Source organism: Sphingomonas silueang (assembly GCF_040049155.1).
Taxonomy (GTDB): domain Bacteria; phylum Pseudomonadota; class Alphaproteobacteria; order Sphingomonadales; family Sphingomonadaceae; genus Sphingomonas; species Sphingomonas silueang.
On sequence record NZ_JBDZDK010000026.1, the window covers coordinates 1 to 21,706 of the forward strand.

Annotated in this window: 22 protein-coding genes; 3 read left to right on the plus strand and 19 right to left on the minus strand. The window is 62.2% G+C overall.

Annotated features, from left to right (window positions below; translation table 11 throughout):
• Positions 1 to 395: 395 nt before the first annotated feature.
• The 4 genes from ABLE43_RS18085 to ABLE43_RS18100 form a co-directional block, all read right to left on the minus strand.
• Positions 396 to 1,655: a Y-family DNA polymerase gene (locus ABLE43_RS18085; protein WP_348979722.1), complete on the minus strand. Its 1,260-nt coding sequence runs from the start codon at positions 1,653 to 1,655 to the stop codon at positions 396 to 398.
• 6 nt (positions 1,656 to 1,661) lie between these two features.
• Positions 1,662 to 2,108: a LexA family protein gene (locus ABLE43_RS18090; RefSeq protein ID WP_348979723.1), complete on the minus strand. Its 447-nt coding sequence runs from the start codon at positions 2,106 to 2,108 to the stop codon at positions 1,662 to 1,664.
• 642 nt (positions 2,109 to 2,750) lie between these two features.
• On the minus strand, positions 2,751 to 4,934 hold the full coding sequence (locus tag ABLE43_RS18095) for an NACHT domain-containing protein (protein ID WP_298808853.1): 2,184 nt from the start codon (positions 4,932 to 4,934) through the stop codon (positions 2,751 to 2,753).
• Positions 4,935 to 5,561, minus strand: coding sequence for a hypothetical protein (locus tag ABLE43_RS18100; protein WP_298808856.1), 627 nt, complete (start codon positions 5,559 to 5,561; stop codon positions 4,935 to 4,937).
• A 548-nt stretch (positions 5,562 to 6,109) separates the two neighbouring features.
• Between ABLE43_RS18100 and ABLE43_RS18105 the strand changes: the two genes are divergently transcribed.
• Positions 6,110 to 6,556, plus strand: a complete 447-nt coding sequence (locus ABLE43_RS18105; RefSeq protein ID WP_315463018.1) for a hypothetical protein — start codon at positions 6,110 to 6,112, stop codon at positions 6,554 to 6,556.
• A gap of 347 nt (positions 6,557 to 6,903) precedes the next feature.
• Positions 6,904 to 7,614, plus strand: a complete 711-nt coding sequence (locus ABLE43_RS18110) for a recombinase family protein (protein WP_425475287.1) — start codon at positions 6,904 to 6,906, stop codon at positions 7,612 to 7,614.
• 96 nt (positions 7,615 to 7,710) lie between these two features.
• Here ABLE43_RS18110 and ABLE43_RS18115 read toward each other — a convergent pair whose 3' ends face one another.
• Entirely contained in the window at positions 7,711 to 8,076 is a 366-nt protein-coding gene (locus ABLE43_RS18115) for a ribbon-helix-helix domain-containing protein (protein ID WP_315462956.1), read from the minus strand.
• Between the two features lie 131 nt (positions 8,077 to 8,207).
• Positions 8,208 to 8,843 carry a nucleotide-binding protein gene (locus ABLE43_RS18120; protein WP_315463019.1) on the minus strand — a complete coding sequence of 212 codons (636 nt, stop codon included), beginning with the start codon at positions 8,841 to 8,843 and terminating at the stop codon, positions 8,208 to 8,210.
• 564 nt (positions 8,844 to 9,407) lie between these two features.
• On the opposite strand from ABLE43_RS18120, the gene ABLE43_RS18125 reads away from it, so the two are divergent.
• Entirely contained in the window at positions 9,408 to 9,707 is a 300-nt protein-coding gene (locus ABLE43_RS18125; RefSeq protein ID WP_315462957.1) for an antibiotic biosynthesis monooxygenase family protein, read from the plus strand.
• Between the two features lie 19 nt (positions 9,708 to 9,726).
• On the opposite strand, the gene ABLE43_RS18130 is transcribed toward ABLE43_RS18125, so the two are convergent.
• The 13 genes from ABLE43_RS18130 to trbC all read right to left on the minus strand — a co-directional run bounded on the left by ABLE43_RS18130 (position 9,727) and on the right by trbC (position 21,701).
• On the minus strand, positions 9,727 to 10,245 hold the full coding sequence (locus ABLE43_RS18130) for an SGNH/GDSL hydrolase family protein (RefSeq protein ID WP_348979724.1): 519 nt from the start codon (positions 10,243 to 10,245) through the stop codon (positions 9,727 to 9,729).
• Entirely contained in the window at positions 10,245 to 10,430 is a 186-nt protein-coding gene (locus ABLE43_RS18135; protein ID WP_315462959.1) for a hypothetical protein, read from the minus strand. Before ABLE43_RS18135 ends, ABLE43_RS18130 begins: the two co-directional genes overlap by 1 nt.
• Complete coding sequence (locus ABLE43_RS18140; protein WP_240575686.1) at positions 10,417 to 10,575, minus strand: hypothetical protein; 159 nt, start codon at positions 10,573 to 10,575, stop codon at positions 10,417 to 10,419. Before ABLE43_RS18140 ends, ABLE43_RS18135 begins: the two co-directional genes overlap by 14 nt.
• A 48-nt stretch (positions 10,576 to 10,623) precedes the next feature.
• A complete protein-coding gene (locus tag ABLE43_RS18145) occupies positions 10,624 to 10,908 on the minus strand; it encodes an HU family DNA-binding protein (RefSeq protein WP_315462961.1) in 285 nt (94 codons plus the stop codon).
• Positions 10,909 to 10,954: 46 nt separating this feature from the next.
• Positions 10,955 to 11,647, minus strand: coding sequence for an SOS response-associated peptidase family protein (locus ABLE43_RS18150; RefSeq protein WP_315462962.1), 693 nt, complete (start codon positions 11,645 to 11,647; stop codon positions 10,955 to 10,957).
• 15 nt (positions 11,648 to 11,662) lie between these two features.
• A complete protein-coding gene (locus tag ABLE43_RS18155; RefSeq protein WP_315462963.1) occupies positions 11,663 to 12,646 on the minus strand; it encodes a GGDEF domain-containing protein in 984 nt (327 codons plus the stop codon).
• Positions 12,643 to 12,966, minus strand: coding sequence for a hypothetical protein (locus ABLE43_RS18160; protein WP_315462964.1), 324 nt, complete (start codon positions 12,964 to 12,966; stop codon positions 12,643 to 12,645). Before ABLE43_RS18160 ends, ABLE43_RS18155 begins: the two co-directional genes overlap by 4 nt.
• Before the next feature lie 202 nt (positions 12,967 to 13,168).
• The gene (locus ABLE43_RS18165; RefSeq protein ID WP_315462965.1) at positions 13,169 to 16,084 is read right to left on the minus strand and encodes a conjugal transfer protein TraG N-terminal domain-containing protein; all 2,916 of its coding nucleotides are present in this window, start codon (positions 16,082 to 16,084) and stop codon (positions 13,169 to 13,171) included.
• Positions 16,085 to 16,097: 13 nt separating this feature from the next.
• On the minus strand, positions 16,098 to 17,558 hold the full coding sequence (locus ABLE43_RS18170; RefSeq protein WP_375244185.1) for a conjugal transfer protein TraH: 1,461 nt from the start codon (positions 17,556 to 17,558) through the stop codon (positions 16,098 to 16,100).
• The gene (locus ABLE43_RS18175) at positions 17,558 to 18,310 is read right to left on the minus strand and encodes a conjugal transfer protein TraF (RefSeq protein WP_423828600.1); all 753 of its coding nucleotides are present in this window, start codon (positions 18,308 to 18,310) and stop codon (positions 17,558 to 17,560) included. The genes ABLE43_RS18170 and ABLE43_RS18175 overlap by 1 nt, the downstream gene beginning before the upstream one ends.
• Positions 18,311 to 18,434: 124 nt before the next feature.
• On the minus strand, positions 18,435 to 19,127 hold the full coding sequence (locus ABLE43_RS18180) for a hypothetical protein (RefSeq protein ID WP_348979726.1): 693 nt from the start codon (positions 19,125 to 19,127) through the stop codon (positions 18,435 to 18,437).
• A 40-nt stretch (positions 19,128 to 19,167) separates the two neighbouring features.
• On the minus strand, positions 19,168 to 20,961 hold the full coding sequence (locus tag ABLE43_RS18185; protein ID WP_315462968.1) for a conjugal transfer protein TraN: 1,794 nt from the start codon (positions 20,959 to 20,961) through the stop codon (positions 19,168 to 19,170).
• Positions 20,958 to 21,701, minus strand: a complete 744-nt coding sequence (trbC, locus tag ABLE43_RS18190; RefSeq protein ID WP_315462969.1) for a type-F conjugative transfer system pilin assembly protein TrbC — start codon at positions 21,699 to 21,701, stop codon at positions 20,958 to 20,960. The genes ABLE43_RS18185 and trbC overlap by 4 nt, the downstream gene beginning before the upstream one ends.
• Positions 21,702 to 21,706 lie beyond the last annotated feature (5 nt).

Here is a 21,706-nt window from a genome sequence, read left to right on the forward strand (position 1 = left end):
CTTATGCACGTCCAGACCAACGTATTTCACTGCCTCCGTCATGACTCGCCTCCGCTGCTGAAAAATCCATCATCAGCATCTCAGATTCGAGCCTCCGAGGCTCGGGCAGTCATGGGGTCTAAGCCCGCTACCGTCCCGATTGGGAGGATGGTCGGGACGAGTGACGGTCGCAAGGCACGCTGGACGACAAGGAGTGAGCCGTTTTCCCGAAATATGTTCCCGATTGCTCGTTCCCGAAATAGCCGGTTGGAGACGGAGAAATGGGACGGCCCCGCCCGTGAGCGGAACCCGGCTTTGACATCCACCCGGAGCGGATAATGTAGGCAGGCATCTCGGATCACGAGCAACACCGGATGATGGCGAGCAGACGCCGCTATGTTTGCGAGCCTCTACACCTAGCGCGCCACCGGCACCTGATCGATCCGGGTGGTCCATGACGGACTCTTGAACGCGCGCTTGGTGTCATAGGCCTTCTGGCCGAACCCCTCGGATGCAAGCCGCATCGTGTGACGGCCGAACCGGCCGTTCAGCCCGTCGATCGCGGCCAGCAGCGCGGGCGAGCGCGGATCGGGTACGGCGAACAGGTCGGCCTGGTGCGCCGCCATCGGCTCCAGTCCTTCGAGCATCACCCCGCACTTGGTATAGACGCCGCCTGCCTCGTACATTGCATCGGCCATCCGCCCGGCCATACCGGCGATGATCCGGGGGTCGTGCGTCGCCGGCGACAGTCGCGCCACCCGCGATGCTGATGGGGCGTTCGGCTTGAAGCGGCTGCCGTGCGCGAAGGCGATGAGACGGGAGGCGGCGAGATGCTGCGCGCGGATCTTCTCGGCCGCGCGCACAGCGCGGCGCACCATCGCCTCGCGCAACGCCACCACGTCATGTACCGGCTCCCCGAAGCAGCGGGTCACCGCCGTCGCCTTGGATGGAGGCGGTTCGGGCTCGAAGTCGGTGCACTCGATGCCGTTCAGCTCGCGCACGAGCCGTTCGAGAACGACGGTGCCGACATCGCGCGCGACCTCCGGAGGCAATGCTGCCAGGTCCGCCGTGGTTCGCACCCCCAGCGGCCGCAGCCGAGCGCTCATGGCCTTGGCGATCCCCCAAACCTCCTCGACCGGCCATTGCGCGAACATCCGCGTACGCAGCTCCTCGTCGTGCAGGTCGACCACGCCGCGCCAGACCTTCTCCGATGCCTTGGCCAGCGCATTGGCGACCTTGCTGAGCGTCCGTGTCGGTCCCAGCCCGATGCGGATCGGCAGGCCCGTCGATCGCTGGACCGCCGCAATAATGCGGTGCGCGGCCGCCACGTCGCCCAATCCGTTCGCCAGAACCGGTAGACGGAAGAAGCTTTCATCGATAGAATAGACCTCTACCGTGCAGCTATGCTCGGCAATTACCTGATTGAACCTGCGGTTCATGTCGGCGTAAAGTTCGTAACAGCTGCTTCTATACTGAATGCCGTGTTCGCGAACGGTGTCGCGGATTTTGAACATCGGTGCGCCCATTTTGATGTGCAGCGCCTTCGCCTCTTCTGAACGAGCGATAGCACAGCCGTCTCCGTTCGACAGGACTATCAACGGTTTATTGCGCAGTGACAGGTCGAAAACCCGTTCCGACGAGCAGTAGAAGTTCGCCACGTCGGCGATCGCCCACATGGTCCCTCAGCCCTGAAGGTTGCGGACGCAGGCGCGCACCACGCCCCACACCTCGACGTTCTCGTCCGCGACCACCGGCTCATAGCGCATCCGAGCATTGCGCGCCTCGAGCAGTGGCTTGCCGTCACGCCAGACGATCTGCCGGATCACGAAGCCGCTATCGACCACCGCGATTACGATCCGGCCGCTGGTCGGTATCGCGTCGCGATCGACCACCACAACGTCGTCGTCATGGATGCCGGCATCGATCATCGACTGGCCGCTGACGCGGAATACGAAGCTGGCGGCGCGGTCGAGCCGCAGCAGCTCGACCAGGTCGATCGCCGTCTCCTCCCAGTCCTGCGCGGGTGACGGAAAGCCGGCACCGGCCGCGCTTACGACCTGCAAGCGCAGGGCAACGGGGACTTCGGCGATCGGTACGGGTCGGGACAAGGGAATGGCACACGCGGACATGCGCGCATGATACGCGCCTACAGAACATCTTGGGAACAGGGATTTCTGCTTTTGTTCTCATCCTACAAGCCGCATAAGTGGGGTCACGACACGAAAGTGAGTTTTGCGTACGCTAGGAGCGAACAGAACGTGTCCGTAAACCCGTTGCGCGCCGATCTTGTCCGGCAAGCCGTCAAAACCGTGCGCTGCCGGACACTCTGACGCTGACCGGCATACCAGCGTTTGACGGCGACGGCAGGAACCGCCCAAATCCTGCCGTTCAGTAAATCGTCTCGGCGTTTCGAAACCGGCCATTTGCCGTGCAGAAATATTCCCGCTTTCCCATGTACGACGGGCTGTTTTGAGAAAACTCAATCGGGAACAGATTTCGAGAAAGTAGCTCCCCTAGGCGCATCAAGAGAACGATCCTGCCCAGCTTTCTCGCTGCGCCTTCCCATTCGGGACGGCAGGTGCCGACCACGGCTCGTCGTTCTCCGACGCGGTCGTAAACGGCCGCTTTTGCCTTAACCCGCCACCCCGTCTCGTCGAGCGTTCCGGCACTAGCCCGGCCAAGCTACGCCATCCAAAGAGCCCAATTTATACCTGGATACAGCCGCTCACTACCGCATAGTGAATGGGACATGCTTGACACGTAATTGCGGGTTATTGCGCCAATTCCGCGACGCTCCCCCAAATTCGCCGATCCTCTTCCGAGGCACGTTCCAAAAGGGCGCCAGGGTTGATGATGTGAATAAATTCTCCGCGCTTTCCTGACGCATCTTTCCTGTCTGTTCGGCGCAACCGGCCTTCGTGAGCGAGCTTCTCTTCGATCGCAGGCCAGAGATCTTCCGATAGGTAGCGTCCCGCAGGGTCAAATGGATCGCTTTTGATAAAAAACTGTCGCAAAAATACGCGGGCAACTTTCTCGAGAAGTCTGGTGGCTTCGTTCTCTGCCTGCGACTCATCACGATGGGTCTGATGCGCAGATACCCAGTCGTTGATCTCCTCCGGATTATACAGCACCGCCGTTTTACCTGCGGTTTCGACCATCAAGCTGCCCACAGCGGGTCTCGTTGCCCCGATCAAAGTTTGCTCGTCGACGACCAATACTGAAGCTGAGCATTGATCAAATGTTATAGCTGATAAGTTAGCTCCTCTGCAGTCGAGGCGATTGATACCGACCTCCACCATTCGAGCCGAACCGGTAGTCCCAAACAGGACCACATCACCCGCGTTAGCGCGCTCAATAAGAAGCTCATCTGAAGAATCTACGATGGCTGAAGTTACTAGCAGACTGGTAACGTTATCGCTAAGTCTTTCTGCGCCAGCATCGTTGCGCATCAGTGTGATCAATTTTGATCGAAGATCGTTAAATATCTCAGTGGGCAAATCCAACATCTGCTCGCCCGCGATTAGAAGTAAGTCAGTTCCAAAGTAGCCGCGTCGCAAAAAGCGCGGCACCTTACCTGACAGCACCTCCTTGAACAGGGCACTTGCGAGAAAATGATTCGATATTTCCGTATGTGGAAATCGCCGAAATCCCTGTCGAGTATCGACGTCCATAAGGGCGAACGAACCCGCTTTGTGACGAAGCTTGGCTAAGTCGGAGGGGTCCTTCAGTGCACGTTCAAACGTGAGATCAACAGCCAACTGTAAAAATGGCAAATCAACGGATTCTGTCTCGGCTTCGGCCATTTCAAGCGCCACTAGCTCGAACAATTCCCACAGCAACTTGGCTGCAGTCGGCTCATCCATGTTTACACGCTGAGTGATCAACTTAGCTTCACGCTGGAGGAAGCTTTTCACAAGGAAGTCGCGTGGGCTGACTAGGTCTCCTAGGACGGAGTTAACGCCACCTAGTGGTGCGATCGTGCTCAAAAAGTACGGTCGGAGGACATAGGAGTCAGGCTTCAATAGCTCATTGGCTTCGCTGGAGTTGAGCTCCTCGGCTGACCAACCGATCTGCGTAAGCCATGTCTTCGCCGTCGCTGGGCTGATGGGCGACAGGCTGGCGTGCTTAATATCAACCTTTGCGCTGAGATCGTGTAGCCGTTCGGAGAATTTCGTGAGATCAAAGAAGGTATCTCGCCCTGCTAGAATAATCGGCCCGCCGGACTCGATCTCATTGAGAAAATCTCGAAGTACTGACCAAGTATCAGCATAGCCCTCGGCATCGACCAACTCATCGAATCCGTCAATCGCGATTTGCAAAACGCCATGACGGACCAAAGCTGGCACTTGGTCATACGTAAACCTGCCGCGAACGAGCTGAATCGATAATGCAATCAACTCATCCAGGCTAACTAAGCGTCGCCCACGATTTGCGACGTGTAGAACGGGTGGCTGATTGCCGTCTCGTCCGTAACTCTCTGCACGCGAAAAAACGAGCTGAGAAATAAGGGATGTCTTACCCACCCCGGCGGACCCATCTAGGAGAATGAGGCCGATAGGCTTATCGTGCGGTTGCCTTTCCTTAAGGCTCGCTAGCTGTTGAAAAGTGTTGAGTGTAAGAGGCTCTCTATCAATTTCACCCTCAGGCTCGATAAAATTGCCAACGCGTTGTGAGTCCAATAAGCGCCGTTGATTGTCTGCGAGAACCTGAACACTTGAAAAGTATTGTGAAGCAAGAAGCGAACGCAGGCTTGGGAAGTCACGCGTGACGGGTTCCCCGTCTTGTGAGGTCTGAAGCCGCACGTGGCCGGAGTCTGCGGCCAAGGTAATGGTATGGCCTTCGCCGTCGCGGGTCAGCAAAACCCGGATTGTTTGTCCATTGGCCAACACGTCGACTTCCGTTGCCGGATCCGCGAACGGGCGAAGGTCGCGCTCCAAGAAATCAGGCAAGATCATTTAAATCCCCTCAAGGACAGAGACAATCCGACGGGTGTCCAAGTGCCTGCTCCCATGGTCTGGGCGAAACATGTGGACGTTAGCGCCCCAAGCCTCAGCTGCAAACACACCCGGCAATAGGTCGTCATCGTTGCCATAGACTAGATGAATGTCATCACGAGAACTACGGGAAGACTGTAAAAGATCGCAAACTAAGCTAGTATCAACCATCTTCTGCCTTACCGTCTTCGTGCCATCCGCCTCTTCTAGTTTTCGTAAGGTATCATACAATGGCATTCTTTGCCCCCCGATGAGCATCGACGTTGCAACTTCGATGTCGATGCCGAAGGAGACGTTCCTAATAGCGATCGTGCTTGCGTCTTGCAAAAATCTGCTCACCGCTTGGTAATCAAAGGTCTTGCTCTTGCCGCTATACCAACCGTGGTAAAGTCGCCAACGAACCCGGAACAGCGACTTCGAATCCAGAGCTGTCAGGTGAGATGCGACGATGCCCTGAAGGGCCGAAAAGACCTGCTCGATCTGCCGTGCGGCGCGCTTGAGATCGGAGGTCTGGAAGCGATCCGCAGGAGCAATCCGACGGGCGGTATCCCAATCCAGGAATACGATAGCTCTACGGACAGATGCCATTGTTCAGCCTTCGGAATTGCCGGCAGATCGACCAAATTCGGTATGTGGTTGCCGTTTCGATTCCACGCCGTTCGCCTCCCATCTACCTTGGGGCGGTGCCTGAGAAATCGTCGGCAGTCTAGGCCATCCTCTCGGTGTAGGAGTGGAGCGTTGGTCTTATCAGTTCGAGGGATTCCAAGACGCCTTTCTTTGCACTGGAAGCTACATTGGCCCCACACACCAAGACCGGACAGATTGCAGTCGACCAAGCTTGCCCGTTCAATGAGCTAAGGTCGCCGAATGCGCGAATGTCGGCCCGTGTCGCAAGCCGACATATGGCGAACCGGACGAGAACGACGGCTTTGTCCCACATCACGCCATTTGAGAGGGCTGAAGCCGTCCCGTTATTCGATCCTTTTCGAGAAAGGCAGCAGCGCGACACGGTAGCAGCTATCAAACCTACCTCCCGGAAAGCGGTCGGATTGCTTCTCGCGAAGTATCGCCGTTCGCTGTCCGTTCGCTCCTAGCGTACGCAAAATTCACTTTCGTGTTGTGACCCCTAAGTGGCCATGCCGATCCGCCCCGAGAACCGCTGGCTCTATCCGATCGACTGGCCGCAGATATCCGACCGGGTTCGCTTCGGTCGCGCCAGAGGCCGGTGCGAACGGTGCGCGCGGCCGCACAAGCGCCGTGTCGCCCATCTCGGCGATGGTCGGTGGTGGGACGCCGATGCGCGCTGCTGGCGGTCTAACACCGGGCGGCGGATCAAGGGACAGAGGTTCGTGCTGGCGCGGATAAGGACCACCTATGTCGTCCTCGCCTGCGCACACCTCGATCACGATCCTGGGAACAGCACCCCCGGCAACCTCGCGGCGCTATGCCAGCGATGCCACATGCTGCACGATGCCGAGGAACATCGCTGGCAGCGATGGTGGAACGCTTACCGCATCCGTGCCTGGCGCGACCTGTTCGAAAGTCCGCAGGAAGTGCGGCTGCGTAATAACGTGAGCAGATGAAAACTTCAGATCGGTCCTACAACACCCTCTCGCAGTGGGCCGCTGATCGTGCCGACATGCGCATCGTTTGTGATTGCGGACGAACGATAAACATCCCTTCGGAACAAATACTCCAGCGTTTTCGCCGCGACAGCGATGTCCCGTCCAGCTTTGTCCGGCTGCGATGCCGTCGCTGCGGCCGGCGTGGCCATGCCACGGTGACTTCGGTTCCGATTCTGCGCCGGTAACGACATCATCTGATACATGAACCATGTCGTGATGGTTCGATGGGTAGCCACTTGAGGCCGCGTCGGATAGCTAGGCCACGTAGGTTCGCAACAAGTTTTTATGAGCCAGTAGTCGTTGAGATGGCCATTTCGGCTATACCCAATCGAGCCATGCGGGACGAGGAGCGAGGAAGCGTGATCCAGGCAGCGCGCGTATATCTACGGGTCAGCACCGACGAACAGGATCTGGCGCGGCAGGAGGCGATCGTTGGCAATGCGCGCACCGCCGGCTTCTATGTCGCGGCGGTGTACCGCGAGAAGGCATCAGGCGCGCGGCCGGACCGGCCCGAACTCCTGCGGATGGTAGGCGACCTGCAACCTGGCGAACTGGTGATCGCGGAGAAGATAGATCGCATCAGTCGCCTTCCGCTGCCCGAAGCGGAGCTGCTGGTCGAGACGATAAGAGAGAAGGGGGCTCGACTGGCGGTGCCGGGGATCGTCGACCTCTCTGACTTGGTCGCCGACAGTTCGGGGGTGGCGCGCATCGTGCTGGAGGCGGTGCAGGACATGCTGCTGCGCGTCGCGCTGCAAACCGCACGCGACGATTATGAAACCCGACGCGAGCGCCAGCGCGAGGGGATTGAGATCGCAAAACGGGCAGGACGTTATACCGGACGTAAGCCCGATCTTGCTCACCACCGCCGGATCGTCGCCCTACGCGACGCCGGCATGAGTATCGCGCGCACCGCCGAACTGGCGGGGTGCAGTATCGCGCAGGTCAAGCGCGTGACCGCAATTCACCGTAGAATGCTCGCCGCCGCCCCCTCACCCGCGATCGGAACCAGCCCTTGAGCAGCATGTCGAGCGATGGTGCGAAAGGTCGGGTGTACGGGCTTTGGACCGCGGCCGCACACCTTGCCGTAATCGTGCACGCCACCTTGCCAGCAATCAGGCGTTGTGGCGTTCCAGCAAGCTGGCAATTGCTTCACGCATCAAGTCTTCAATTGTCCGATCAGTATCAGCCGAAAGACGCTTAACTCTCCGGTGCTCTTCGGGCGGCACCACGACGGTCAGGCGCTTCATACCCTCTCTCGTTTTTGCGCGATAAAGGCTTGGAGCCTCGCGCTCGCCGGTGGCGGGTAAAGCGGATACTCCATTCGCCTCGTGTCTCGCTGACGGGGAAGCCACGTTGGCTACGGGCTCTTTTGCCGCCGCTTTCATACTCTCCGCCAGGCTCGGACGTTTAGCCATAGATATTCCCTTTCGCTGTAATGCCAGCTTCATGACATTGGTGAATTGCTGGTAAGCCGCCATGCCTGCACCTGGGCAATAAATGTTGCCTAGATTGCAGGTTGCCATCAAGCGACCATGCCATATTGCTGGCAACAAGGCATACTATCAATGTTGCGGTCGATTTTGCTGGAAATCAGGCATTCTGGCTTGCCTTAGAAGTTCAGGGTTTGACGAAGCCAAGCCACCACTTGGTCAACCTCCTCAGCAGCCTTGCCTCCTGGTTCGTACTCGGACGCGGTTTGGCCGACCGTAAGAGCGTGCCCGAAGGCAGCTCGTTGCTGAAGACCAACTGGCGCAACATCCATGCCGTGCTGGGCTATAGCGGTCTGGGCGTCAGCCAGCAGTTGGGTTGCTCTCGGCGGGACAGCGTTTAGAACGACGAACGCCTCCTTCCTCGCGCTGGCGACCAGCTCCGCAGTGCTCACAATCGCGCGAAGATCGAGGATGCCCGCTCGACAAGGAATCAACACGAGGTCCGCCGCTTTAATCGCGGCGATTGCTACGCTGTCAGAGTGGGGCGCAGTGTCGATGACGACAAGCTCGGCACCGCCGTCCGAGGCGGCTTGTAAACCGTGGGAAAGACGGGAGTAAGGCAGGGCAACCACGACAGGGGCCTCACCTTGCCGGCTGTCACCCCAACCCGCAGCACTCGCCTGTGGATCTAGGTCAATAATGGCCGAGGGGAGGCCCGAAGCCTCCGCAGCGGTTGCGATGTGAAGCGCAAGGGTCGTTTTCCCCGCGCCCCCCTTTTGACTAACTATCGCGATTGTTTTCATTATTGCTGGCATATTGGCAAAACGGCAAGCATGCAAGATCAATTATCAGCAATAAGACATGCCAATAGTCCGATATGCCGGATTGCCAGCAATATGGCAGCTTCATGCTTTCGCAGAATTCCGTGCACATTCGCATTCGTTAAGGGCAGTTACGCAAGCCTGCGCTTCTCCGCCTCCCACCGCAAATAGCCAAAGTAGCGCATCTCCGCAGGAGAAAAGACGTCTGCCCTTTGCATTGCCAAAGCTGGCTGGCAGACGCTTTACTCGATATGCTATCTATGTCCGATCATCGAGTGGGAGAATGAGGATGCGTACGATTATCGCCGCTGCTGCCGCACTTTCCCTTGTCGCAGGTGTTCCGGCTTTCGCTGCACCCTGCAAGGACGCCAAGGGCCGCTTCGTTAAATGTCCTGAGAAGCCAGTCAAGCCGGCACGCTGTAAGGATGCAAAAGGCAAGTTCGTCAAATGCGGTGCGCCTGGCAGCAAGCCTGTGTAACAACAATGGCATACTAAAGCGTCTCGCGACGCGGTTATTCAGCCTATCGGAATCAACAGTTGACCACATCGGTATTCAAGGTGGACAAGTTCGTCGTTCCTGCCGCGAGCATTAATACCTTCGTTGAGAAGCTTGCTGAAACGCACAGCTTTCTTGACGACATGGAGGGGTGTCTACAGAACCTCATCCTTACCCGAGAAAACGGGCTGGCCAGCTATAGCGTGGTGACGATCGTCGAATGGCGGGACCAGGCATGCTTCGATCACGCCAAGTCACTTGCTGCCGAACGACACCGGGCAAATGGCTTCGACCCGGCGACCATGATCGACGCGCTCGGCATCCACGCCGACCTTGGCAACTATCGCGTGGTCGAGCATTGACGAGCTTATCGCACCGATATCAGAACGTCATCACCACTGCCTGGCGAACCGGCCGAGCAGCGGGGGCGGGGGCTACGGCGCGGGGTTGCCGCGCAACGACAACTCCACCGTATCTCGGCGATGGCGACAGCGAAAGTGCAACCGATCGATAGCTGGCCGGGTGAATACCATCGCGGGTATCGATCGCTGCGAGATGGACGATCTCATCGCCGAACGATCGCGCGATGGCCGCGCTGATCCGCGCCGCTGCCGGCGCGTAGGGAGTGACCCAGGCAACCCGCGTAGCCCTGACCCGCTGGCGCAGCGCAACGAGATTGCGCAAAAGGTTCGGATTGCCGGCGTCGTTCGATCCCAGCGCGATCACCGCGCGCGCCCGATGTCCGCCATCGGTGAAGGTACGCAGCATTTCAGCAGAGGACGCACCGACGCGCGCGTGAACCTCGCAACGCAACCCCTCGCTGGCGAGTGCGCCTGCGGTTCCCACCGCGATGCTGTCACCGATCACGATGCAGGCAGGTGGCGGGGGCGGGAGCGGCATCAAAAATCCAGATCGCGGGCGCGCATCTGCTCGGCGGCAAGGTCGGCCACCGGCCCTGCGCCTTCAGCCGCCTCGTGGATCTCGATCACGGCCTTGTCGTCGAGCCACTCGACCATCAGCGCGACCGCACGGAGATTGGCGGGATCGAGCACGACCCCGCCGGCATCACCGTTACCGTCTGACACCGAACCGGTCCCGCAAGTCGGCCATCTTCGTCCAGATCTCGGCCGAGCGCAGCGCACGCTCGCGCTGGTTCGGCAACTCCGCCTCGGCGGCCTCCGCCAGGGCAGCGGCAGCGCGTGTGCGCAAGTCCATGACATTTTCCGACATATCGTCTCCCGGTTGCTTCGGCGGGCGGTGTCGCCCGCCGAGTGGATCTCAGTTGCCGTTCATGCGGTCGCGGACCTGCTTGGCCGGCGCGAAGGTCAGCTTGCGCTGTGCCGCGATCGTGATCGCCTCGCCGTTCGAAGGATTGCGACCCTGCCGCTCGGGGACGTCCTTCACCTTGAACTTGCCGAAACCGTTGATGCTGACCTCTTCGCCTCCGGCGACCGCCGCGGTCAGATTGGCGAAGACAGCATCGACCACCTTTTTGGCATCGCCCTTGGCGAGACCATGGGTGTTGACGAGCTGGTCGGCGAGATCGGAAGTCGTAACTGCCACGTATATGTTCCCTTGCTGTGATTTCCGATGCGAACCCTATCCACGATCAGGCGTCACCGCCATCCGGTGTTGCGATCTGTTCGCGCATTTCGCCTTCGTACGGCCGCACCAGCGCCAGGGCCGCCGCATGATCGCCGTCGAGCCAGGTCGTGAAGTCGCCCGGGTGCAGGATCGCCGGCATCGCCTTGGGATGCCACGGCGCGACCGTCTCGTTCGGACTGGTGGTGCAGAAGGCATAGGCGTCGCCACGCTCGGTCGGTCGCCACAGCCCGGCGAAGAAGCCGATCGGCCGATCGGGCAACGAGAACCAGACCTGGCGCGGCTTGCCGTCGTCGCCCTTGCCGCCTTCGGGATGCGGCTCGGCAAAGTGCGTGAAGGGCACGAGGCAGCGCCGCTCCGGGTTCGCGATCGAGGGCTTCCACATCGAGGACGAAAGGTTGCGCGCATTGGTGACGTACTTGTCGAGCTTCACCGCCGGATCGCGCTTGCTCGCGACCTTCGTCGGGAAGCCCCATTCCATCGCCACGGGCTCGAGCGGGCGGTTGCCTTCGCCCGATCGGCGCACGACCAGGCCATGCCGCGCGGTCTTCTTGCCGGTCGGAAAAATCTCGCGCGGCACGGGGAAGTTCGCGTCCTCGGGGTAGGGCGGCTCATAGCCGCACGCCCGCATCACCTCCGCCTGCTTCGCGCTCAGTCGATACCGATTACAGACGATCGCCTCCCTGTGTGAAATGGCCACGCCATCCTGCGCCGATCATCGAATTTCCACCACCGGCGGCTCGCTGACGATGACGTCGCCATCGGCGCCGGCGCGGGCGGCTAGAATGGCGACCGCCCCGATCAGTTCATCGACGGTCCGCGAACGGGCCTGGGCGATGCCCGCCGAGAAGGTCATCATGCCGAGTTCGACGTCGCTCTCGCGGACCTTCATCCGCCGATCGGCGAATGCCTGACGGGCTGCATCGAGACGCGCGATCAGCTTGTGTGCCGGCATGTCCCGGAAGACGGCGAGCAGCCGATGGTCACCGGCACGCCCGATCGCGGACGGGCGGCATTGTTCGGCAAGGGTCGTGACGAGGACACGCAACAATCTCACCGCAACCGCCTGACCGTGACTCGCCTCGACATGCGCGAACCTGTCGAGATTGAACATCGCGACCGATACGTGCTGCCGCTCGGAGGCGAGTGTCATCGCGAGCCGGTCGAGCACCGCGTCATGCGACAATGCACCGGTCGCGGGATCCTGCTCAACGACGTCAAGGATCGCGAGAAGATCGTCATGGAGCGCTCGGGTCCGGCTGCTGACCGCCGCGAACGACTCCTCGGCCGAGCGGCTCTGCGCCAGCATCCGCATGACGATCGCGCGCACGGTCTGCACATCGCCCTCGGCGAGTTCGATAGCCGCCAGGGTAAGTTCGCGGGTCAGCGCGGACGCCTCGCCGCTTGCAGCGGTCATGACCGCGAGGATGCCGAGCGAGATGCGTTCGATTTCGGGTAGCAGCCGGTCGTTGGCGGGGGCATCCACTGCCGGGGCGGGTGCAAGGCTGGCCACCTGTCGCTCGGTCAGCCGGACGCCGCCATCGATCAGTTCATCGACCCGGGACCTGAACATGGCATCGCGTCCGTGCAGGTAGCGGTGGGCGAAGGCATAATGTCCCGGCGTATGCTCCAGCTGATGGGCATCGAGAAACTTCAGCACCGCCACACCGCTGCGCGTTTTGCTCCGACGCCCGGTCATGCGCCGGCCACGAACAGCAGCGCGGCGAGCGACATCACGAACAGCGACAGCCAGATCGCGATCTGGCCGTAGATGTGCATGGCGAGCCCGACCCAGCTATAGCGGCGGCGCAGCACGATGCCGCTCGCTACCGCCACGAAGAAGGAGATCAGCGCCGGCGTCGCGATCGAGGGACTGCGCGCCATCGTCGCCTCCGCCAGCGGCAGGAGTCCCAGCGCCAGCACCAGCAGCCACGAGAAGGCCAGTACCACCCTCGATCGCAGGTCGAGTTCCACCTGTTCGGTGGTGCGGGAGCGTTCGGTTGTGAACCTCGTTGTCATGGTCTACCCTTCGCGCGAGGAGGCTGGGCTATGTTCGACAGTGAAACGTACACGACAAGCCGGGATAGGTTGGGGACGCCAATTTATGCTGAAACACAGGAGCCAGATCGATACGAGTTTGGGCCTTTCTACGACGAAGAAGGTAACGAAACGATCGGTTCAAAGATCGGCGGATATCTTTCCCTGCTTTTGATGATCGGGTTCATTTTTTATCTGTGGGCTCGCTAGGACCAAAAATCTTCTCTTTCAGGTAGCGGGATCCAGGGAAGAGTTCCGGCATCTCGCGAGCCTTCGGATCGGTGAAGAATTGCCGGTTCATGTCCTTGTCAACCTCGCTACGTACACCCGAGCCAGCATCCAGATGTCCCTGACGCATGACGGAAGCCACGCCTCCTTCATCCGCGATCCCGGCTTGACCCGCTGCGATGCTTCCCGCCGCCCCGATGGTGTCAGGCAGCGATCCCGGGATGTTCACAGGCAATAGCCCACCGGGCCGATGATGGCCGCGCACATCCGCCTCCGATGTGATCGGTGAGGCAGGAACGTCTACAAGATCCGGCTCGTGGAGGCGCGATGCCACGGAGTCCATGATCTCCTGCTTCGACGATGCGAGATACTCGGACATCAACTGGTCGCGGACCTGCCGCTGCTGCGGCGTCATCACGACGGCAAGCGGGGAGGGGGCATCGAGACCCTGGCGTCCCGCGATACGACGCTCGTACCACTGCGAGAAATCCTGGCTGAGGTTCTGGCTGACCTGGAAGTTATGGCTCTCCATGTAGCTGGCTTCGTTCGACAGCTGGTCCGCACGCTCGTTCAGCTTGCGCGCACGCAATTCGTGGGTCGCGGCCTCGGAAAGCGCTTGCTCGCGGCTGCGCGACGCCGTGCTGGATCTCTCGTTGCGGCTCGTGAGCGCGGTACGCTCCTGATGCCCTGATCCATCTGTGAAGCGCTCGCCACCGGACTTTTCATTTCGCACGCCACCGGAAGCTGTATTCGTATCATCGTTCGACTGCGTTCGTTCCGTCGAATGAGCCAAATTATCTGTTTGCTGAGCAGACATAGTTCTACCACCCTCAACGCCTGCCTTTGGCCGTGGGGACGATGCGCCAGTGCCAGATGCCCGACCTGCTCCACCTGATCCGCCTTGGGCTCCACTCCCCGAACCACCGCCGCCAAGGCTAACGGAGTACCCACCTTTCGTTGCATCGATGTCATCGGAACTACGCCGATGCGACCCAGATACTTTCGTGCCATTCCCGACACTGGACCGATCCTCGATCCCGTTGAAGGTGCTGCCGCTGTTACCGTAGAAGTTCTCCACGCCGCTGCTGTCGGTGTTCGACGAGGATGTCTCGAACCCGCTTCCAATCGTGGTCGAGGTGCCCTGAGACGCGCGATCGGTGTTGGTCGAGGTCAGGATGCGCGCTGCGGCTTCCTCTTCACTGACCGCCTGGCGACGCATCTCGGAGGCGGTCTGTCGCAGGTCGGCCGCGATCCCGCGGTTCTCGGTGAAGCCGGTGCCGAGCTGCGACATGGCACCCGAGACATTGTAGACGGACTCGCCGTTGCCATACGCCGAACGGGTCGCACCGTTGTTCGCGCGCTCGGTAAACCCGGCCGCGCCGGTCGTGTAGGTCGGTGCGTCGGACCACTGGTTGCCCTGGTGCATGTTCGACGACGAGTTGGCGAAGCTGACGTTGCCGTAGCTGTAATTGCCGGTGGTCTGCTCGACGGCGGCTGCCTCGGCCGCGTTCTGCGCCGGGTTGAGCATCGACATCGACTGACCCGAAATGCTCATGGCCCCGCGTGAGAGGGCTGCCGCCATGAACGGCACGCTCATGAGCATGAACCCCGCGATCGTGGCGGTCTCGGCGTTGACCGCGCCGATGCCCGCGAAGCTGCCGAGCGACACGCCGCCCTCGGCGACCCCGTTGGCGGCCGACATGCCCCGGCTCATGCAGATCATGTGGAGGATGACGTAGAGCGGCCCCCACGAGGCGAGGTAAAAGAAGCCGGTAAGATAGCCCTTCAACGCCTGGACGCCGGTCTGCGGCATCAGGAACAGCGGGAAGATCACCGGGAACATCGCGTAGAAGACGACGGTCAGCACGATATTGAGGATCGGGACCCAGGTCATCGCCTGCTGCGAGATCGAATTGTAGGTGTTGCGCGCCTGGATGTCGGCGCGGGTGGTGGCGAAGGTGTCGATCGAGGCTGACCCCGGCCCCCCGGCCATGCCGTCGCGCGCCTGCATGAAGGCGTTGATCGCGGTCATCTGGCGCATGGTCGAGGTATAGTCGCCCGACGAGCCGGTGAAGGCGGAAGCCACGACCGGTATGTCCTGTTTCAGCTTGGCCGCCGCCTGCGCGGTCGACAGGCGGGTATAGGCTTCCTTGCCCCACAGGCTGGTGGCCGCCTCGATCATCGGCACCCATTGCGCACTGAGCAGGTTATAGGCCTGCTCGCAGGTGACGATCTGGCTGCTCATGCCCGACCCGTCGCGCGCGATCCACGGCTGTCCGCGCGCCGGCGAGCCAGGGGCGAGATCGCGCCACAGGTCCTTCGATTGCGACAGGACGGTCAGCGACTTGCGGTGCAGCAGGATGTCGCCGAACACGCAGTTCTTGAAGTGCATCTGGAGGTTGGTGGAAAACTCGGCGTCACGGATCTGGAAGTTGCGCGTCATGTCGAACAGGCGCGAGCCGTAGATCATGCCGTTGGTCGAATAGTTGAGTTCGTTCGGCATCACGAACACGGTCTCGGCGGTGCGCGTCAGCCAGTCGCCGACCTGGCTGGTGAAGCTGGCCATGACGCCGAGCCCCAGCGGCACGTTGGCGACGACGGCGGGGGCGAGGCTGGGATTGATCCGGTCGGTGACCTTGACGGTGACGGTCGGCACCATGAGGCACGAATAGATGAGCGACGAGCCCAGGAACCAGTTGAGCCAGGCGCGCACGTTCATCGTGAAGGCGACCGCCATCAGCGCGTAGATGAAGCCGAGCACCATGACGACGCGCAGCAGCGCGCGATAACCGCCGCCTCCGGTCCACGCGGCGACCGCGTTGAAGACGTTGACGATATACTCGCCGCCCCCGATCGTGAACACCTCGACCATCGTCAAAGCCCCCTTAGTTGAGCCCCTGCGCGCTCAGGCCCCGCGAGAAATTGAGCGCGGCCTGCATGCCCGGCGACATCGCGTTCTGGAGTGTCGATTCCAGCATCACCGAACGGTTGATGAGGTTGGTCGCCATCGTGACGGTGTCCTTCACCTTCACGTCACGCTGCGCGTATTTGTTGCGCGCATCGGCCAGTTGCCCGCGCCACGTCTCGGCGGTCGCCTGATCGGCGGGCTGGAAATCGACCTGCGTCACCACCCGGTCGATCATGTTGTCGATCATCGAGGCGAGGAGGTTGACCGCGACGACCTCGGCCAGCGCATCGACCTCGCCGTCGGTGAAGCTCGAATGCGCGAGCGCCTGGACGGTCAGCATCTTGTAGAGCGGGATGTTGGTCATGTTGAGCAGCTGCTTCTCGGCATTGTCGAGCGCGCTGTCGGTGCGGATCTTGCCGTTCATCGATACGATCATCGCCTTGACGCGCGGGCGCAGCGCGCTCGCGGTCGGGATCGGCAGCGATTGCTCGCTGATGTCGAGGCAATCATCGTCCCGGCACGACAGGATCTTGACCGGGTTGCCGTTCTGGGTGCCGTCGAGCAGTGCGGTCACCACCGCATCCTCGCCGGGGCCGAAATACTTGATGCTCCGGTCCGCGTCCTTGCCGCTGATGACGACGGTGCCGACCAGCGTCATCAGATATTCGGAGAACTGCTTGTCGAAGCCGCCGAACTTGTTGGAGCGCTTCAACGCCTCCCAGGTATAGTTGCGCGGCTTGGCCGGAATATGGTCGGCCATCTTCGGGTCGGTATTGCCCTCGAGCGTCGCATCCTGCTCACCGCCGGCACCGCAGCCCTGCCGCGCCTTGGCCCAGTCGGAAAACTTGCCCTGGCTGTTGCCGACCGCCGCGCAGATGGTCGATCGCGCGCCCTGCATCTTGGGCCACACCGCCCCGACCAACCCCTGCGCGGCCTCGCACGACGAGATGTTCATCTGGTTGAGCTGCTGCGCCGCGCCCTGCAGGAAGTCGATCTCCTTCGAGATCTGCGGCGAGATGCTGCTGATGGCGAGCTTGAAGGCGAAGCCCAGCGCATTGTTGGCGACGCCCTTCATCATCGCGACGAGTTCGCCCGAGTTGATGAACGAGAAGGAGCCGGCGAACAGGTCGATCCCGCCGCACCCGGCGCGAGCACTCGGCAATTGCAGGTTGAAGGGCTGGACGCTGCGCTGGGGGAAGCGGGTCCAAACGTTGCCACCTGAATAATAACCGGCACTTTGCCCCTGATAGGCCGATGGCCCGGTCACGTTGGCGGCACCGCCGGCATCGTTGAAAAAGTCGTTCATCTTGGCGGCGACCTGAGCGGAGGCGATGTCGGCCGGGATCATCGAGAGCGCGGCGGCGCTCGCGAGCCCGGCGGCAAGCCGCCGGCGAAAGACGCGGAAAGGTGAGCGGGCGGGGGGCAGGGGAGTGTGCATCAGTAGTCGCTCCCGACCTTGGTGTTGGTAAGGGTGAAGATGCGGTCCGAGATTTCGTCGGCCGAGAGGATGCCGAACCCGATGGGGACGGTGCGGCGGGTGACGGTGTCGAAGAGGACGAGCGCGGGGGTGGCGTTGCCGGGCACGCCCATGCGCGCGCGCTGGCCGCTGTCGACCACGTAGTTGGGGAAGTCCTTGCTTGGTCCCCCGTCCATCGAGACCGCCATCACCGCCATGCGGTGGCTGGCGGCGACTGAGCGCAGGATCGGGCCGAAGACCTCGCAGGCGGCGCAGGACTGCGCGAAGAAGTAGAACATGCCGTACCGCTCGCCCAAGCGGTTCATCACCGTGTCGCGGTCGGCCTTGCGGGTATCGGTCCAGGCACGCTTGCCGACGGTCGAGACCGGGCGCTGCAACGTGTAGTCGATATCCGGGTTCTGCCACAGCGCGCGCTGCCAGGTGTCCGAGAAGGTCGAGGCACGGTCGAGCTGCTCGCGCTGGTAGCGGACATAGGCGATGACGTTCGCCTCGCTCGGCTCGAGGATGGCGCGGGCCTTCAGTTCATCGAGTTCCTTGCCGATCGCGGCGAGCCGCTCGCTGGCGGAGGCCTGCGGGGTGGGCGCGGGGGTCGCCGTCTTCGGCTTCGCGCGAGGCTTCTCGCAGTAGAACCATTGCCCGAGCCGACGCTCGCGGCAGTAGAAGGCGTCTTCAGCGGCCTGCGCCTCGTCGGCCGACGCGGGCGCTGCGACCATCTGTGCGCGCGCATCGTCCTCGTACGCGGCCGCCTCGGCGAGCGACTGCGCCGGAGCGGTCGCCGGCAGCAAAACGACACCCAACGCCGCGAGACAGACGATCCGCAACCGGCGGACCAGATTCCTATCGTTCGTCATCGTCATTCTCCCCCCGGGTCTTTCCCGGCGCCCCGGGCTCGTTCGTGGCCAGCTTTCCCGTGTCGTCACCGGCCGTGTCGGCATCGTTCGCGGCGCTATCGGCCGGGGCGTCGCCCGCGCCGGCGTCGTCACCGCTACCGGCACTCCCGGCCGGTTCCTCGCCGGCCCCGGCGCTCGCGGCGTTTCCGGCTTCGCCATCTCCAGAGCGGGTGCCCTTGGGTCCGCTGCCGTTGCGCCACGGGTCGGGCTTGCCGGTCGCCGGATCGATATCGGTCCAGCCATCCCTCGTCAGCCAGCGGTCGGGCGCGTCGGGATGGTCGAGATCCTCGTCGATCGGATCGAGATCCTCCTCGTAGGGCGGGTCGACCTCGTGCTTGGCGACGTTGAGGATGTTCATCATCAAAACGACGTCGAGCAGCTTGGTGCCCATCCGCATGAAGTTGACGATGCCGTGGAGGCTGACGCGCGCCTGGTCCCGGCCGTCGGGCGCGGCGCGCAGCCCCCCCTCACGGTGGGTGAGCCAGCCCTTGCGGATCATGCGGTCGGCGACCGCGCGAACGTGCGCCACGGTCACGTCGCATTCGAACCAGTGGCCGACCGTCGCCGCGACATCGCCGGGATCGACCGGGTTCTCATCGCGGAAGATCCGCATGAACATCGCCAGCTCGAATACCGACATGCGGATCTCGCACGGGCCTTCGCCCCCGCTGCTGCCCCATTTAGTTGCGAGGCGTACGACCATAATAATCCTCGATCTTCTGTTGTATCTTTGCCATCGTCTCCACCTCGTCGGGGAGTTTGGCGGCATCGGTGAACTCGGCGTAGACCTCGGCGAAGTCCATTCGCGACAGGTCGAGGCGCTGAAACTCCTCGATGGTGAAGCCTTCGCACTTCGCGTCCTTGGCCTTGCCCCACGGCTTGTTCAGCTGGGCGCGACCCTGTTCCTGCAGGATGCGCGAGAGCTTGCTGCCAAAGCAGCAATAGGCGTCGCGCGAGGTGACGCAGATGCCAAGGACGGAGTCGGAGCAATAGGTGCCGACCTTGTGGCACAGCCCCTTGTCGTCCTTCTCGTCGAGCGCGCGATCGGCCGCGCTGCACAGCCATGGGGTGAGCAGGGGCACGCCCTTGCCCGAACAGCAGTTGGACGCGCCGAAGATCTTCTTGCTGCAGGCACCCCGCTCGCCCGAGAAGACGGTGAGGTTGTCGGGATCGAGCTGCTTGCCCGCTTCACCCAGCGAATGGAGGGCGACCAGCGCGTCCTTGAACTCGGTCGATGCCTCGCGCTCGATCGGCTCGCAGTCGCCGTTGATGCAATAGACGTCGCCCCCGCAGATATACTGCTTGTCGCCCGGTGCCTGTTCAGCAGGCAGCGGACAGCTGTAGACCCGCTGCGACACCTTGCAGGCGCCCGACTGCGGATCGTCGAGGCATTCGTCGCGCAGGAACGTGCACTGGCGGTTCGCATCGAGATCGGTGCAATCGTTTGCCTGGGTGATGCGCTTGCAACTGAAGCTCCGCGACCACGCCCAGCAGGCTTGCGTGACGGCGACGCCCTCGATCATCCGCGTCTCCGGTCCCTCGGTGCACACCTCCCCGGTGACGGGGGTGCAGCCGTCATTGTCGGACAGCGCCGGACAGCTGCCCTCCTGCCGGGCGACCGAAACGCTGGTCGAACCCTCCGTGCGCAGATAGGTCGTTCCGGTGCGGCCGTTTACGTGCGCCGGGATCTCGGACCGCGGTATTTCCGACGAGCAGGAATAAAGCTGGGCGTTCGTCTTCATCGAACTGAGGCCCTTGCACCATTTGACGTAATCCGCCGGACGGTCGCCCCCTGCGCCCATCTCGATCTGCGCATCGCACACATTGGGGGTCGAGGGCTCGGCGCGGCAGAGGCCCGCGGCGACCTTGGCCTGCATCACGCTGTTGCGGGCAAAGCCGTTGCCCTCGTTCTGGTCGCGCACGCCGTAATAGAAATAGCGCTGGGTATTGACGACGGTCGGCACGAGCCGCGCGGTGCAGGTCTCGGACCCTTCCGACACCTGCGAGCCCTTGTTGCAGACCGCCTCGTAATAGCCCTTGGCACCTGCACCCGGAGGCAGCGGCGTACAGGTGCCGTTCTCGCCACCCAGATGCTGTCCCTCGAGATAGGCATCGGGGTTGTCCGCGATCGTCATGCCGCGTCGCGTCACGTCCTCGATCTCGGCGTTCGAGAAGCGCGGGCGGCTGTTGTCGGCGTCGGTCACGGTGCGGAAGTTCTGGTCGGCGGTCGCGATCGGCCGCGCCTCGGCGGTCAGACGATCGGGATCGTCGAAATAGGTCGATTCCGGGAGCGTCGTGCCCTGGTATCCCGGCAGTTCGCCAAGCTGCCCCTGGCCAGGCGTATTGGCGCCGTTGGCGCGCATCGCCTTGCCCAGATCGTTGCCCTCGCGCCGCGCCTCCTCGTTCGTCGTCTGTGCGAAGCCGCCGCCAGCAGCGAGCAGCGCACAGAGGAAAGGGAGGACGAAGCGCCTCACGCGCCGGCCTTGCTCATGTTGCGAAGCGCGACGCCGGCGACGCCCGCGCCGGGGCCGCGCGCGTCGACGAAGGTTTCGAGGACATGGCGCAGCGTGACGTTACCCGTCATCCGGTCATAGGCGGGGACCTCGCTCTTGCACGAGAGGCCCGAACACAGGTCGAAGTCAGACGAGACCGCGACATAGGCGGGCACCGCCTGGATATCGAAGGCGCGGAAGAGACGCGGATCGATGCCGACATTGGCAAGCTGGTCGCGGTCGGTCACGACCTTGCCCATCTGCTCGCTGAACGCGCGCATCGAATTGTTCGGGAAACCGCGAAAGGCGACCACCCCGCCAGCCTTGGCGGTATCGGCGATGAGCCGGCGCAGCGCCTGGGGCGGCATCGAAAGGCTGGCGAAGACGATCAGCTGCGGTGCATCGCCGCGCGCGCCCGCCGCATTGGCGCCGGCGCCCTTGATGATCTCGTCGAAGTCGACCGCGCCGTCATACCCCTTGGGCAGGTCGGCCTTCGCCAGCTGGACGGCATTGGTATTCGCCTTGTCACGCACCGCGATGGCTTCCTCGCGAAAGGCGTCGCCGCGATTCCGGACATGGGCGACGAAGGCTTCGGCATCAGGACCCATCGCCTGCGCGCGGGCGCGCACCGCATCGAGGTCGAGCCCCTCGACGGTCTGGGCGAAAGCCTGGAAGCCAGCGACCCCGGCAAGGGCGGATGCGAGAATGAGGAAGCGGCGCATCGGGT

Coding starts and splice junctions, on each gene's coding strand:
- ABLE43_RS18085 (WP_348979722.1), bottom strand. CDS start 1,655: ATGTGGGCGATCGCCGACGTGGCGAACTTCTACTGCTCGTCGGAACGG.
- ABLE43_RS18090 (WP_348979723.1), bottom strand. CDS start 2,108: ATGTCCGCGTGTGCCATTCCCTTGTCCCGACCCGTACCGATCGCCGAA.
- ABLE43_RS18095 (WP_298808853.1), bottom strand. CDS start 4,934: ATGATCTTGCCTGATTTCTTGGAGCGCGACCTTCGCCCGTTCGCGGAT.
- ABLE43_RS18100 (WP_298808856.1), bottom strand. CDS start 5,561: ATGGCATCTGTCCGTAGAGCTATCGTATTCCTGGATTGGGATACCGCC.
- ABLE43_RS18105 (WP_315463018.1), top strand. CDS start 6,110: ATGCCGATCCGCCCCGAGAACCGCTGGCTCTATCCGATCGACTGGCCG.
- ABLE43_RS18110 (WP_425475287.1), top strand. CDS start 6,904: ATGGCCATTTCGGCTATACCCAATCGAGCCATGCGGGACGAGGAGCGA.
- ABLE43_RS18115 (WP_315462956.1), bottom strand. CDS start 8,076: ATGGCGGCTTACCAGCAATTCACCAATGTCATGAAGCTGGCATTACAG.
- ABLE43_RS18120 (WP_315463019.1), bottom strand. CDS start 8,843: ATGCCAGCAATAATGAAAACAATCGCGATAGTTAGTCAAAAGGGGGGC.
- ABLE43_RS18130 (WP_348979724.1), bottom strand. CDS start 10,245: ATGCCGCTCCCGCCCCCGCCACCTGCCTGCATCGTGATCGGTGACAGC.
- ABLE43_RS18140 (WP_240575686.1), bottom strand. CDS start 10,575: ATGTCGGAAAATGTCATGGACTTGCGCACACGCGCTGCCGCTGCCCTG.
- ABLE43_RS18155 (WP_315462963.1), bottom strand. CDS start 12,646: ATGACCGGGCGTCGGAGCAAAACGCGCAGCGGTGTGGCGGTGCTGAAG.
- ABLE43_RS18160 (WP_315462964.1), bottom strand. CDS start 12,966: ATGACAACGAGGTTCACAACCGAACGCTCCCGCACCACCGAACAGGTG.
- ABLE43_RS18165 (WP_315462965.1), bottom strand. CDS start 16,084: ATGGTCGAGGTGTTCACGATCGGGGGCGGCGAGTATATCGTCAACGTC.
- ABLE43_RS18170 (WP_375244185.1), bottom strand. CDS start 17,558: ATGCACACTCCCCTGCCCCCCGCCCGCTCACCTTTCCGCGTCTTTCGC.
- ABLE43_RS18175 (WP_423828600.1), bottom strand. CDS start 18,310: ATGGTCGCAGCGCCCGCGTCGGCCGACGAGGCGCAGGCCGCTGAAGAC.
- ABLE43_RS18180 (WP_348979726.1), bottom strand. CDS start 19,127: ATGTCGGTATTCGAGCTGGCGATGTTCATGCGGATCTTCCGCGATGAG.
- trbC (WP_315462969.1), bottom strand. CDS start 21,701: ATGCGCCGCTTCCTCATTCTCGCATCCGCCCTTGCCGGGGTCGCTGGC.